Origin of the sequence: Rufibacter psychrotolerans, assembly GCF_016924645.1 — a bacterium.
Classification (GTDB): domain Bacteria; phylum Bacteroidota; class Bacteroidia; order Cytophagales; family Hymenobacteraceae; genus Nibribacter; species Nibribacter psychrotolerans.
In genome coordinates this window covers 1-13,193 of sequence record NZ_JAFFJV010000007.1, presented here as the reverse complement: position 1 = coordinate 13,193, position 13,193 = coordinate 1, and the positions used below count along the sequence as shown (strand labels likewise).

At 55.5% G+C, this 13,193-nt stretch carries 10 protein-coding genes; 6 read left to right on the top strand and 4 right to left on the bottom strand.

What is annotated here, in order from left to right; genetic code table 11:
• A complete protein-coding gene (locus JT718_RS08200) occupies nucleotides 1-810 on the bottom strand; it encodes a glycosyltransferase family 2 protein (protein ID WP_205501744.1) in 810 nt (269 codons plus the stop codon).
• Nucleotides 811-863: 53 nt separating this feature from the next.
• Complete coding sequence (gene dapF, locus JT718_RS08195) at nucleotides 864-1,637, bottom strand: diaminopimelate epimerase (RefSeq protein ID WP_205501743.1); 774 nt, start codon at nucleotides 1,635-1,637, stop codon at nucleotides 864-866.
• A 304-nt stretch (nucleotides 1,638-1,941) separates the two neighbouring features.
• On the opposite strand from dapF, the gene JT718_RS08190 reads away from it, so the two are divergent.
• Together JT718_RS08190 and JT718_RS08185 are read left to right on the top strand one after the other, a co-directional pair.
• A complete protein-coding gene (locus tag JT718_RS08190) occupies nucleotides 1,942-2,829 on the top strand; it encodes a class I SAM-dependent methyltransferase (RefSeq protein ID WP_205501742.1) in 888 nt (295 codons plus the stop codon).
• 364 nt (nucleotides 2,830-3,193) lie between these two features.
• Nucleotides 3,194-4,132 carry a Ppx/GppA phosphatase family protein gene (locus tag JT718_RS08185; protein WP_205501741.1) on the top strand — a complete coding sequence of 313 codons (939 nt, stop codon included), beginning with the start codon at nucleotides 3,194-3,196 and terminating at the stop codon, nucleotides 4,130-4,132.
• 559 nt (nucleotides 4,133-4,691) lie between these two features.
• On the opposite strand, the gene JT718_RS08180 is transcribed toward JT718_RS08185, so the two are convergent.
• Nucleotides 4,692-7,055 (bottom strand): tetratricopeptide repeat protein, encoded by a 2,364-nt coding sequence (locus tag JT718_RS08180; protein ID WP_205501740.1) that lies wholly within the window; start codon nucleotides 7,053-7,055, stop codon nucleotides 4,692-4,694.
• A 362-nt stretch (nucleotides 7,056-7,417) separates the two neighbouring features.
• Here JT718_RS08180 and JT718_RS08175 point away from each other — a divergent pair, with 362 nt between their 5' ends.
• From JT718_RS08175 to JT718_RS20645, 3 genes are all read left to right on the top strand, one after another.
• On the top strand, nucleotides 7,418-8,488 hold the full coding sequence (locus tag JT718_RS08175; RefSeq protein WP_240337001.1) for an Ldh family oxidoreductase: 1,071 nt from the start codon (nucleotides 7,418-7,420) through the stop codon (nucleotides 8,486-8,488).
• A 270-nt stretch (nucleotides 8,489-8,758) separates the two neighbouring features.
• A complete protein-coding gene (locus JT718_RS08170) occupies nucleotides 8,759-9,226 on the top strand; it encodes a hypothetical protein (protein ID WP_205501739.1) in 468 nt (155 codons plus the stop codon).
• A 21-nt stretch (nucleotides 9,227-9,247) separates the two neighbouring features.
• Nucleotides 9,248-9,373: a hypothetical protein gene (locus tag JT718_RS20645; protein WP_262897344.1), complete on the top strand. Its 126-nt coding sequence runs from the start codon at nucleotides 9,248-9,250 to the stop codon at nucleotides 9,371-9,373.
• A gap of 140 nt (nucleotides 9,374-9,513) precedes the next feature.
• Here the strand turns inward: JT718_RS20645 and JT718_RS08165 are convergent, their stop codons facing one another.
• Nucleotides 9,514-10,299: a CPBP family intramembrane glutamic endopeptidase gene (locus JT718_RS08165; protein WP_205501738.1), complete on the bottom strand. Its 786-nt coding sequence runs from the start codon at nucleotides 10,297-10,299 to the stop codon at nucleotides 9,514-9,516.
• Between the two features lie 199 nt (nucleotides 10,300-10,498).
• Between JT718_RS08165 and JT718_RS08160 the strand changes: the two genes are divergently transcribed.
• On the top strand, nucleotides 10,499-12,928 hold the full coding sequence (locus JT718_RS08160) for a zinc-dependent metalloprotease (protein ID WP_205501818.1): 2,430 nt from the start codon (nucleotides 10,499-10,501) through the stop codon (nucleotides 12,926-12,928).
• Nucleotides 12,929-13,193 lie beyond the last annotated feature (265 nt).

Sequence of the window (13,193 nt, the reverse complement as noted above, 5' to 3'; positions counted from 1 at the left end):
CTAAAGATACTGGTCCAGGCCGCTCTGGCAATAGGTGACGTTGTCTTTGATGGTGGTGCGCAGCAGTTCCTCATTGATGGCCTTGCGGCTGGCATCTACGTACGGGTGGTGCAGGTGAAAACAAACGCCGCCCATTTTCAGGGCCCTTTTCCTAACGCCATTGTTCATCAGGCGGGCCGCCAGTTCACTGTCCTCGGGTCCCCAGCCGGTGTAGCATTCATTGTACCCGTTCACGGCCAGCAGGTCTGCCCGCCAGAATGACATGTTACAGCCCTTGGCGTAGTACTTATTCTTGCCCTTCAGCTTGTAGCGGTCGGCCAGCAGGTGCCGCAGGAACCCAATGCGCAGGCCGTTAAACAAGTTGCTGGTCTTGAAGATAGCCGACAGGCTGAAGTGGGTGGTGGCGTTCTGGAGCACTTCCTGGGTATTCTGCTCAGAAAGGTTGATGCGGCCGCCCGCCAGAAACTTACCCCGCTTGGCCAGGGCCAGGTGGTCCTGCACAAACCTGGGGTGCAGGATCACGTCGCCGTCTATCTGCACTAGGTAGGGCTGCCGCGCCCGGGCGATGGCCTTGTTCAGAATCTTGGTCTTCTGAAAACCATGGTCGGGTTGCCACAGGTGAATGAGGGGCACCGGGAACTGTTGCTGGTAGCACTCAATCAAGGCCCTGGTTTCCTCGCCAGAGCCATCATCGGCAATGAGTACCTCCTGGGGCATGACCACCTGCCGCAGCACACTCTGCAGGCAAAGGTCTAGCGCGGCGGGCCAGTTATAGGTAGCAATGATAAGCGAACACGAGAGCGATGCCATGGAGAGCGCTGGGTTGACGGTGGAACTACTGGGAGGCCGGCTGGAAACCAGATTTATTGAAGCGTGATCTCGCCTTTGAACACCTGCACGGCGGGCCCAATGAGAAACACGTTCCGGAAGCTGCTGCCCTCCTTCTCAAAGCTTACCTGCAGGTTGCCGCCCAGCACCTGAATGGCAACGGGGCTGGTGTAGCCCGTGCGGCTGGCGGCCAGCGCCGCTGCCGTAACGCCCGTACCGCAGGAAAACGTCTCATCTTCCACGCCGCGCTCATAGGTGCGCACAAACAACTGGTTCTCGGGCAGGTGCTCCACAAAGTTCACGTTGGTGCCCTCGGCCCTGAACCGGTCTGAGTAGCGCACGGCCCGGCCCTCAGAGAACACGTCCAGGTCCTGCAAAGCTTCTACCTGCTTCACGTAGTGCGGCGAGCCCGTGTTCAGGAAACAGGCCCCCTCCAGGTCCTCTACCTCGTCTACGTCTTTCATCTGCAGGTGCACCAATCCCTCTTTCAGGTAAGCCAGGTGCGGACCATCGGCGGCAATGAAATAAGCCTCGTTCTCCACCACCCCCAGGAACTGCGCGAAAGCCACCAGGCAGCGCCCGCCGTTGCCGCACATAGAGCTGGGGCGGCCGTCTGCGTTGTAGTACACCATCTCAAAGTCATAGCCCTCTTTCTGCTGCAGCAGCATGAGCCCGTCGGCCCCAACGCCCTTGCGCCTGTCGCAGAGGAACGCCACTTGGTCTTGGGTAAGTTGAATGGTTCCGGCCCGGTTGTCCAGCACCACGAAGTCGTTACCGGTGCCCTGATATTTATAGAAGGTAAGGTTCATGTGGTTTAATACGATGGTTATTAGGCCGAAAGACGCAGCCTTCGGTCTGAAAAATTCTAGAAAAATAGCAAAAAAAGAAACGCCGCGCTACTTTACATAAGTATGCCGGAAGCATTTCCCCCAAGGCGTGCCTGCGCGCTCCCCCGGTTTCCTGTTTTTACGCGCTTTTCCGCAAAACAGCCCCGAAACAAATCTTGTGCCCCACAGCCCTAAAAAGGCGGTACCGGCCCGGCACAATCCCGTAAGAAGCACTGCGCCGCTCACCGTAAAAGCGTACCTTTGCCCCATTACTTTACCTGACCCTATGTACACTTTCCTGACCACCAGCGCCTGGACCGATTATGAACTGATAGACTGCGGCAATTTTGAGAAGCTGGAGCGCTTTGGCGAGTATGTGCTGGCCCGCCCCGAGCCCCAGGCCGCCTGGGACAAACACCTGCCCGAGCGCGAGTGGGACCGCCTGGCCCAGGCCGTGTTCAAACGCGAGAAAGGCAACCAGGAGAAAGGCCAGTGGCAACTGAAGAAAGGCATGGCCGAGCAGTGGTTCATCAACTACCGCTACAACGACCTGAAGCTTAGGTTCCGGCTGGGGCTGTCGTCCTTCAAGCACGTGGGCCTGTTCCCCGAGCAGGACCCCAACTGGCAGTTTATCTTTGACCGCACCCGCGCGCTGCCCGGCAAACCCAAAGTGCTGAACATGTTCGCCTACACCGGTGGCGCCTCTCTGGCAGCGAACGCCGGCGGCGCCGATGTCACCCACCTGGACTCCGTGAAGCAGGTGAACTTCTGGGCCCGCCAGAACATGGAAGCCAGCAACCTGGACAACATCAGGTGGCTGGTGGAAGACGCCATGAAATACGCCCGCCGCGAGGTGAAACGGGGCAACAAATACCAGGGCATCATCCTGGACCCGCCTGCGTACGGCCGCGGCCCCGATGGTGAGAAATGGCTCCTGGAGGAACAGATCAACGAGCTCATCAAACTCTGCGCTGAGCTGCTGGACCCCGAGCACAACTTCTTCGTGATCAACCTGTACTCCCTGGGCTTCTCGGCCCTCATCCTGGACAACCTCATCAGAGCCTCCTTCGGCCCCACCGTGCGCAACGAAGAACTGGGTGAACTGTACCTGCAAGACCAGGGCAAGCGCAAACTCCCGCTGGGTACCTTCTTTCGGTTCAGCTCGGTGAAGTAGGTCCGTCCGTCAGGAGGTTAACGCATCTACCGCTTCCCTCCTCTTTTGTCATCCTGAAAGGATCTTGTGGACCAGCTAGAATAACCATGTCTTACACGCTGTTGCCGTTTGCCCTCAAGATCCTTGCAGGATGACAGAAAAAAGGATAAGGATTACATAGATGATTCTATTAACAAGCTCACAGCCATTTCCAGGCTGCTTTTTGAAAAATAGGCCGGAAACAGCTTCCTTCATTTTTTACTAAAATTGTATCGGCGTAGCCACATGATTTACGTACTGCCTTTGTTACCAAGAACAGAGGCAGCCTGAGCGTACACAATCACAGCCGCTCCCGTTCCTAATTCTTACTTTCTAATTTAAAAAGATGTCCCGCCGATTAGCTTTTATTGACCTTGGCACCAATACCTTTCACCTGCTCATTGTGGAACTAGATGCCCAGGGCGTTCAGAACACGCTCTATAAAACCAAAGTCCCGGTGAAGCTGGGCGAAGGCGGCATCAGCAAAGGCGAGATTACAGCCGCCGCCCAGGACAGGGCGCTGCGCACCCTAGGCGAGTTTAAGGAGACCATGACGCAGCATGGCGTGGAAGCGGTAAAAGCCACCGCCACCAGCGCCCTGCGCAACGCCAGCAACGGGGCCGAGGTGGTGCAGGCCATTAAGGAGCAGACCGGCATTGACGTGGAGGTGATCTCCGGGGCCCGCGAGGCCGAGCTCATCTTCAAAGGGGTACAGATGGCCATGCAGGTGGGCCCCAAGCCCGTACTGGTCATGGACATTGGCGGCGGCAGCGTGGAGTTCATCCTTGGCACCGACAAAGGCATTCTCTGGAAGAAGAGCTTCGAGATTGGGGCCCAGCGCCTGCTGGACAAATTCTACCCCGACCAGGAACAGCCCATCAAACCCGAACAGGTGAAAGCCCTGCGCCACTACCTGCAAGACCAGTTACAGAAGCTCACCGCCGCCGTGCTGCAGCACCAACCCGAGGTCCTGATTGGTTCCTCCGGCACCTTCGACACGCTGGTAGACATGGATTTGGCCGCTCAGGGCCTCACCCGTGATTTGGACGCCAGTCCTGAGGCCGAATTGTCTGTCAACACTTTCCTGAACCAGTACAAAGCGCTCCTGCAAAAAAGCCGTGCCGAACGCCTGGCCATTCCGGGCATGCTGGCCATGCGGGTAGACATGATTGTAGTGGCGTCTGTGGCCATTGCCTGGGTGCTGGAGAAGTACAACTTGGAGAAGATTCGGGTATCGGCGTATGCGTTGAAGGAAGGGATGCTGGCGGAGTTGTTGCAGCAATAATTTGTTTGCTGCATTGTGCGTATTGTTTTTTGCTTTCGCTAACGTAGCTTCTGCTTGTCTATGGATTTATGGGCAGCTCTTTGCATAGCTGCCCTCCGTGCGCTCACGGCCGCGGGGCCCCGTCTTTGCCCCTCGCACTGCCCTTGCGGCCCACGCTTGCCCTCTTCTCTTAGTTTCTGTTCTTCAAGGGCCACAAGCGAGGCGCTCGAGCCAAAGACTGGAATCGGGATCTTCCGGCTGTGGACTTGCATAGCAGCGGTGTTGCTAATCCATCTTTAATTGACTCCTACATTATTCTCTATTCTCTATGGCGCGGAAGTTACTTCCGTGCCTTTCCACTTTCTAGAGGAGATCTATTGCACGGATTTACTTCCGCGCCATAGGTTCTTCTATTTCCTTTATATTTTCCATGGTTCAAGTCTGTGACTTGGACCTACCATGAAGGCAGTTTACAACTGCCTTGGGGCAAGAGCCCCATAAAAATATTTGGAATATAAAACGGCACAGCCTCTCTTCTTACTCAAGAGAGGCTGTGCCGTTTTATACTATCACCAAAGAGCTAAGTCAGTTTCTTGAACTGCTTCTGGTAAGCCTTGTTCAGCTTTTTCAAGTCTTTGTTGCCAGCGGTGTAGGTGTTGGCCAATTGCTTGTAATCGGCTTTGGGGTTGGTTTGGGCGTCTCGGGTGGCGAGTTGCTGGCCTACTTGTTCCTGCAGTTGGTTCAGGTTATATTTGGTGTATTTTAAGGAAACCAGGCGTTTTACCAAATCTAAGGAACCAGCGGCATCTCCGTTGGCCGCGGCGTGCCGGGCCGCCTCTGCTACGAAGGCTTTGTTTTCGTGGGCCATGGCAAAGGTGAGCAGCGGCTGGTGCCCGAGGCTAAAACGAGCCACCTCGGTTTCTTCAAAATGGCGGCTGGCTTGCTGGTACACTTTTACCGCCTCGGTCATGTTGTTCTGGCCGATCAACTCATTGGCTTTCTGCAGCAGCTCCTGGTAATGGGCCGGGGCATCAATGCGGGTCAACTCCACATCGGCGGTAGCGAAGGCAATGGCGCAGCCTCCGTTTTGTTTGGCGGCGGCAATGGCTTTGTCCAGCTCGGCGGCGGCTTGGGCAAACTGGCGTTGGCCGCTCAATTGCAGAGAGCGTTGGTAGTGCTGATCATAGGCAGCCTGGGCATTGGCACACTCCTGCGAGAAGATACCTTGGCTCAGCGCCCGGAACTTACCATCCAATTCTTTGTCATTCACCAGTCCGTAACGGATCTGCAGGTTCGTCACCTCTGAGGCGATGGTGCGGGCCTGGGGCAGTTTGTTCGCGTTGGCCTGAAGCTGACCTTCGGCAATTTTGGCCAGGATTACCGGACGGGCGGCCTGCCGAAGCAGTTTCTCCGCATCGGCTTGCGGGGTCAGGTTATACTCGCTGGCCAGGCTTTTGCCTTTCTCAAAGGCTGTCAACGCAGCACTGTATTGCTTCGTTTGAAGCGCTTTGCGGCCCTCGGCCATGTAGCCAAGATAGAACTGCTGCTGCACATCGCGCATTAACGTGGTTGCAGCGGCATCTGAATCAATGGCGGTTTTGTTGGTACGGGCGTACTGCTGGGCCTCCTTGGCCAGTTTCTCAGCCTGGCTCAGGTTTTTCTGGTTCAGAGCCTGGCGACCGTCTTGCAGCAAATCGTCGTAAATCCCGTTTTTGGCGAAGACAATGCCTTTCTCCCACAACTCTGCCCGGCAGCGCAGGCTGGAGATGCTTCGGCAGAAATCCTGGGCTTGCTCAAACTGCTCCAGCGCCTGACGGTATTTGCCTTGGTTGTTCAGTTGCTCGCCCTCCTGCACGTACTCGTTCTGGATGTCCAACGCCAACTCCTGCCCAAACTGATAGGTCTCCGGATCAACCTGCATGCGGTTCAAAAGATCACGGGTGCGTTGGGCGGCTTCTTTCAGGTAACCGGCTTTGAAGTCCAGACGGGCAAGTTGCAGGTGCGCCGGCGCGAAGGCGGGGTTAGCCTGCAAAGAGCGCTCAAAGAACTCCCTACCGGCCCGGGTGTTGCCGTTCATGGCTAGTTCCAGACCACGGGTGTAGTAGATCTCGGGCAGGCGCGCCCACATCTGATCCAAGGCCAACCGGCGCTCTCTCATGCGCACTTCCAGGTCTTTTGCCCGACGGCGTAACTGCACCGGGTCATGCCGGTTCAAGCCTAGTTCCCGCTCCATGCGGCTGTCGTATAATTGGCTCAGATCCCGCTCCAGGCTCTTTAACCGATCGCCGTGCACGGCCAGATGGTCTATGTCATTCGGGTTGATGGTCTGCAGTCCCCGGGACAGTTCGGCTAACCGGGCATCGGCGTCATAATAGCGGTCCACCAAGGTTAATCGGTTCCGTACGGCACCGTCGTTCCCCGCAGAAAAGCCGAGCTTTCTCTCCACCACCCGCACCTTGTATCCCGCGAAATCTGAGGTGTCTTTGAGGGTAGTCTGCACCAGCATGGTGGCGCCATCTTCGCTGATGTGCTTGTTGGAAACATCAAAAGTCTGCAGCACTTTGTCTTCGCGGCCTAGCAACTGCACCCTGGCATTGATCACGGTGGGCGTTAACGCATCAGCAAAATCGAACTCCCGGAATAGCACTTGTTCCCGCACCCGCACGTTCCGTACCGAGGCGTTCACCGTTACCTGGTCTCCGGTACGCGTGATTTTCTCCTGCTGCTCAAATTCCACGGGTAGCACCAGTTTCCCCGACCGGTGATGGTTGTCTCTCCCCAGTTGCTGCACCAACGCATTGAGTTGCGAATTGGCGAAGCTGGAAATAGACATCGTTTCCTGCCGGTTCTGCTCATAGAGCACTTTGGTAGAAGACTGCGCCTCGGCCTGCCCGCTCCAGAAGAGCAGCGAAACGAAGAGGTAGGAGAGTAAGCGTGCTTTCATAATATTAGCAGTTTCTGATATTCAGCAAAAGGCAAAATCCGTTCCAGAAAAATCAGCGGCGGGGTTGCTTTTACCAGGAAGATGCGAAAGTACGGCGGCGGGTTGCTTCATCAGCTTTTCCTGGTCTAATTAATTGGTTTTAGAACGATTTTCCGGAAAACAGGCCTGAAACAGTACCAGGAGGACAGCCAACTATCTTACACCCCTACGGGTGAAAAGCGCAGGACAGTGGCAGCCTGCTACATCTTACAGGAAGCCTCGCTTTGCAGGCGGTTCCCGCACTTCCTACTCAGAAGCCGGCACAAAGCCTGCAATCTTACTGGTAACATTTCTTTGGATTGCCTTACCTTTGACCGTTTCAAATGAATTTGCGCATGTACTCTTACCAACGCCTTTTTGATTTCTCCCGCCAGATATTCCTAGCCATCGGCTGCCCCCCAGATGACGCCCAAACGGCCACCGAAACCCTGCTCTCTGCCGATCTGCGCGGCGTGGATTCGCACGGCGTAGCCCGCCTCATTGGCTACGTTCGGTTGTGGGAAGCAGGGCGCATCAACGCTACGCCTAATGTGCGTGTGGTGCATGAGACGCCCAGCACTGCCACGGTAGACGGCGACGGCGGTCTTGGCCTGGTAGTGGCTCCAAAGGCGATGCAGATTGCGCTGGAGAAAGCCAAAGTAGCCGGCAGCGGCTGGGTGAGCGTGAAGAATTCCAACCATTACGGCATTGCCGGGTACCACGCCATGAAAGCCCTGGAGCACGACATGATTGGCCTGGCTATGACTAACGCCAGTCCGCTCGTGGCCCCTACTTATTCCTTGGAACGATTGCTGGGCACCAACCCCATCGCCGTGGCGATTCCGGCCAATGAACAACCGCCCTTCGTCGCCGATTTAGCCACCACCACCGCCGCCAATGGCAAGCTGGAGATGCTGCAGCGCAAGAACCTGGAAGCGCCCCTGGGCTGGATTCAGGCCGCCGATGGCTCGGCCTCCGTTAATCCGCATGAACTGAAAGACGGCGGCGCGCTGCTCCCCTTGGGCGGCGATACCGGCAGCCACAAAGGCTACGCGCTGGGTGCCGTGGTAGACATTTTCTCGGCCGTCTTGTCCGGGGCCAATTACGGGCCGTGGGTGCCTCCGTTCGTGAGTTTCCTGGCGCCGCCCGCAGATCCGGTGGGCGAAGGCATCGGGCACTTCTTCGGGGCCATGAGGGTAGACGCCTTCCGCCCCGCCGAGGACTTCAAACACCACATGGACAACTGGATTACCCGCTTCAGAAGCTCCAAAGCCAAAGAAGGCCACCAAGTCCTCATCCCCGGCGATCCGGAGCGCATTTTTACCGAGCAGCGCCTGAAAGAAGGTATTCCGCTGCTGCCCCCGGTGGTGAAGGATCTGGAAGGCTTGGGCGAGAAATTTGGGGTGACGTTGTAGCCATTTCCGTTTTGGGCCTCTCTTATAGAAAAGAGGCCCAAAACGGAAGTTCCTCTTACATTCTTGAATGTTTTCCTTCGGCTTTGTTCCGCCGCTTCTTTACGCTACACCTGTTCTGCAAAGCCAAGGAGAAACACATGGCGCTGCGGCTTGTTTGCACCGGCAAGCAGAAAAGTGCCCACCAGGAATTGCCTCATTCTTATTCCTCCATTAATTGATATTATTGTCTTTTTATACCCTTACATTTTTATACCCTTTTACCAACCCTACATGAAAAAATTTTTACTCCTGTCGTTCTTTAGTTGCTTCCTCTTTTCCTTTGCCAATGCCCAGGCAACGCTTAGCGCCACCGAAAAAAAGTTATCTGATAATCTGTGCGCCTGCCTTTCTAAGGTTGACTTAGAGCAGATCACAGACAAACCCAGCGCCGAAAAGGCGGTGGTAGACTGTTTCAGTCAGCAACTTAGTTTGATGGTTCAGTACGCCGAGGAGAAAAATGTGGAAATTTCTGACCAGGCTGCCATGAAAAAGGTGGGCGAAGAGGTAGCCAAGAACCTTTTCAAGGACAATTGCCAGAGCTTCATTGCTTTGTCGGTGAAAATGGCCAAGGCCAACGAAGCAGGCTCCCTGGCTGGCACTACCGAAGGCACCCTGAAGCGCATTGACACCAAAGACTTCAACTACTTCATTCTCACAGACGACAAGAACAATGAAAAGTCTTTTATCTGGCTCAGGTAGTTTACGGGTTCAGAGAAATTTGTGGCGGGTTCTAACAAGTTTGTCAACAGCAAAGTGAAGGTAAAATGGCAGGAGATTGAGGTGTATGTCCCCTCGGCCAAGAACTACTACAAGATCAAGGAAGTAGTAGGCATAGAGGTGCTTTAAGGGGGGCAGAACCCTGGTTACTTGGCATCCTGCTGGTTAAATCAATACAAGCGGCGGTCACTTCCTTTCCAGAGGTGATCGCCGTTTTTTTTAGCTTCTTTCTATAAAACAGGCCTAAAACAGAGTACCAGCTGTTGCTTTCACCGCAAGTTCTTCGCCATTCTCCGGCTTACCCAATAATTCACCACCGCAAAAAGAAGAACAAAGATGGTCAGTTCCCAAAGGCCCGGGAAAGTGGAAGGGCCTTCTTCTACTTTTAGCACATCCTGTCCCAAACGGTACACAATGTTGCCGGCCCAGTGCGCGCCCACGGTGTACCACAGGTTCCTGGTATAAACCAGCGGAATAGCCAGCATGATGCCTAGCGCAGACAGATACGCCAACGCAGCGAAACCGTCATCAAGGGAATAGATGTGGTTCAGGACGTAGACCGCGGAAGACACTAGCACAAAGCCCCACTTGCTCAACTTCCCTTGCAAATGCCCAAACAGGTAGCCGCGGGTGAGAATATCCTCGGCCAGAGAAGGCAGGAAGGTACCCACTGCGAAAAGCAACGTCTGGGTGAGCAACGTGGCGGTATCGGGTACCAGGCTCACCACCTCAATGCCCATCCACAGCCGCACCGCGAAGGCCAGTCCGTTTACCAGCAAGCCCAGCGACAAGCCTACCAGCAGCAGCAACGCGTACTTTTTGTTGAACTGCATGCCCCAGGCTTTCAAACCCGGGAAGCCCTGCAACCGGGCCACCACATAGGCTACCGGCACCACGGCCAGCATCAACCCCAGGAACAGCGGAATATGCTGGTGGAAACGCATAGCATATTCAGCGGCATGGTACGTGAGTGCCAGGGCCAGGTATCCGCCCAGAACAGTCCCCCACGAACGACGGCTAGTGATAGGAGACGAGGTTGTTTGGACGAGTGCCATTTTTTCAACAAGGTTTGATTAGTGCGTTCAGATCGGTTTCAACGCAAATATAGGGGTATTATGATATTGCTTCCACGGACGTTCTCAGGAGCTAACAGATAAAACCTAAGGCAACCAGCCAGAACATAGCCTTGCCCCTATGTTTCAAATTCGCTACCTTATCCAGCTCATTCCGTTTCAGGCTTACTTTTCCAAAAACATGCGCAAAACGCTCCTCTCCTTTCTGTTCGCTTTTCTGGCATTTTCCCACATCTGGGCCCTAAACAAACCCGCAGGAATCGCCGGTAAAACTGCTGGCATGCAGAAATTCAGCGGCTATTTTCCGTTTTACTGGGACGAGGCTACCGGCCGAATCCTGCTGGAGATTGACAAACTGGATCAGCAATTCTTCTACGTAAACTCCCTGGCCGCTGGCCTCGGCTCCAATGATATCGGGCTGGACCGTGGACAGCTGGGCGGCGAGCACGTGGTGTATTTCCACAAGGTTGGCCCCAAGGTGCTGCTCATTGAACCCAACCAGGGCTACCGCGCCATGAACGGCAACCCCGCCGAGGAACAGGCCGTGGCCCAGTCTTTCGCTCAATCCGCGTTGTGGGGCTTCAAGGTGGAAGCCACCGAGGGAGACAAAGTGCTGGTTGATGCTACTCAATTTCTGCTTCGCGATGCCCATGACGTGGTGGGCAGCATCAAGCGCAGTCGGCAGGGCTCTTACCGCCTGGATGCAGATCGCTCGGTCATGTATTTGCCCCGCACCAAGAACTTTCCGCAGAACACCGAGTTTGAAGCCACGCTCACGTTTGTGGGCGGTGAGGACGCGGGCGGTTTCGTGCGCAGCGTTACGCCCTCGGTACAAGCTATCACCTTGCGCCAGCACCACTCTTTCATCCAGCTACCGGATAAGAACTACACGCCCAGAGCCATGGACCCGCGGGCTGGCTATTTCGGGATTGAGTACATGGATTTCAGCACGCCCGTTGATGAGCCCATTGTGAAGCGGTTCATTGCCCGCCACCGGTTACAAAAAAAGAACCCCGCTGCGCCGATTTCTGAGGCGGTGGAACCCATTGTGTGCTACGTAGACCATGCCGCGCCAGAATCTATCAGAACCGCTTTACTGGAGGGTGCCCGCTGGTGGGCGCAGGCGTTTGAGGCCGCCGGGTACAAAGACGCCTTCAAAGTGGAAATCCTGCCCGCAGACGCTGATCCCATGGATGTGCGCTACAACGTGATTCAGTGGGTGCACCGCAGCACCAGGGGCTGGAGTTACGGGGCCTCGGTCACCGACCCGCGCACCGGAGAAATCATCAAAGGCCACGTAAGTTTGGGATCGCTGCGCGTGCGCCAGGATTTCCTCATCGCCGAAGGTCTGCTGGCTCCATATGAACAAGGCAAACCCGCCAATCCCGAGATGATGAAAATGGCCCTGGCCCGGTTAAGACAACTATCAGCGCACGAGTTAGGCCACACGTTGGGCATCATGCACAACTACGCCGCCAGCGTGAGCAACCGCGCCTCCGTGATGGATTACCCGCACCCTACTGTGAAACTCACCTCCAACGGGCAGATCGACTTGTCTGATGCCTACGCCGTGGGCATTGGCGAATGGGACAAACTGGCCGTGACCTACGGCTACCAGGATTTCCCGCAAGGCACCAACGAGAAACAAGCCTTAGACCAATTACTGCGCGCAGGTCACCAGAAAGGCCTGCAATTCATCTCGGACCGTGACTCACGGGCTCCCGGCGGAGCGCATCCGCAGGCCCACCTCTGGGACAACGGACCTAACGCTGCCGAGGAACTGAGAAACGTACTCGCCATCCGGCAGAAAGCCCTGGAGCGTTTCGGGGAAAACAACATCAAACCTGGCGTGCCGATGGCCATGCTGGAAGACGTGCTGGTGCCCATCTACAATTACCACCGCTACCAGGTAGAAGCTGCCGCCAAAGTAGTAGGTGGCCTGAACTACACCTACGCCTCCCGCGGCGACGGACAAGTGGTCACCGAGTTCGTACCCAAAGCCGAGCAGCAGCAAGCCCTGGATGCCCTACTCGCCACGTTACAACCCAACGTACTCACCCTGCCGGAGAAGATCATCTCCGCCATTCCACCCCGCCCAGCGGGTTGGTCGCCCACGCGGGAGTTGTTTGACAAACGCACCGGCCTCACCTTTGACCCACTGGCCGCCGCCGAAGCCTCCGCTGATTTCACGTTGTCCTTCCTGTTCCATCCCGAACGCGCTGCCCGTCTGGTAGAACTGAAAGCCCGCGGCAGCAAGCTGGGATTGGACGAAGTCTGGAACCAGGTGATTGAACAGACGTGGGCCAAACCCGCCTCGGGGCTGGACGGCCAAATTCAATTGCTCACCCAACAACTGGTACTCACGCACCTGCTGGCGCTCTCTCAGGATGAAAACGCCGCCTATCCGGTACGCGCTGCCGCCCTGTTGCATTTAGAGAACTTAGAGAAAACAGCCAAGAAACAGGCGAAATCCTCAAACGAGGCAGTGAAAGCCAATGCCCTGCTAGCCTTAGATCGCCTGCAGAAACCGGTAGAAGCCAAACCGCAACTGCACAAAGACCTTCCGCCCGGTGCCCCCATCGGCTCTGGTGGAGCTATCGGCTGCGAATAACGTTTTACTGCCGTTTTCCCGAAAACAGGTCAAAATCCCACTTCTTTAGGAGTGGGATTTTTGTTTGTGGATACTACGGCAAAATGCCTTTGGTAAGATTCTGCTAGACATTCTCATTTTGTACGCGTTCCGTCCCCCTTTGAAGGGGGTAGGGGGATGATTCTCTCTTGTTGATAATCGCGTTTATATCTAATTCTCAACTATGGCGCGGTATGTTAAACACAGAAATAAATAAACCCCAAATCAAAAAAAACCACTAAAAAAA

Excerpts from the sequence above, each read along its gene's own strand:
- JT718_RS08200 (WP_205501744.1), bottom strand. The coding sequence starts at position 810 with ATGGCATCGCTCTCGTGTTCGCTTATCATTGCTACCTATAACTGGCCC.
- dapF (WP_205501743.1), bottom strand. The coding sequence starts at position 1,637 with ATGAACCTTACCTTCTATAAATATCAGGGCACCGGTAACGACTTCGTG.
- JT718_RS08190 (WP_205501742.1), top strand. The coding sequence starts at position 1,942 with ATGTACACTTTCCTGACCACCAGCGCCTGGACCGATTATGAACTGATA.
- JT718_RS08185 (WP_205501741.1), top strand. The coding sequence starts at position 3,194 with ATGTCCCGCCGATTAGCTTTTATTGACCTTGGCACCAATACCTTTCAC.
- JT718_RS08180 (WP_205501740.1), bottom strand. The coding sequence starts at position 7,055 with ATGAAAGCACGCTTACTCTCCTACCTCTTCGTTTCGCTGCTCTTCTGG.
- JT718_RS08175 (WP_240337001.1), top strand. The coding sequence starts at position 7,418 with ATGAATTTGCGCATGTACTCTTACCAACGCCTTTTTGATTTCTCCCGC.
- JT718_RS08170 (WP_205501739.1), top strand. The coding sequence starts at position 8,759 with ATGAAAAAATTTTTACTCCTGTCGTTCTTTAGTTGCTTCCTCTTTTCC.
- JT718_RS08165 (WP_205501738.1), bottom strand. The coding sequence starts at position 10,299 with ATGGCACTCGTCCAAACAACCTCGTCTCCTATCACTAGCCGTCGTTCG.
- JT718_RS08160 (WP_205501818.1), top strand. The coding sequence starts at position 10,499 with ATGCGCAAAACGCTCCTCTCCTTTCTGTTCGCTTTTCTGGCATTTTCC.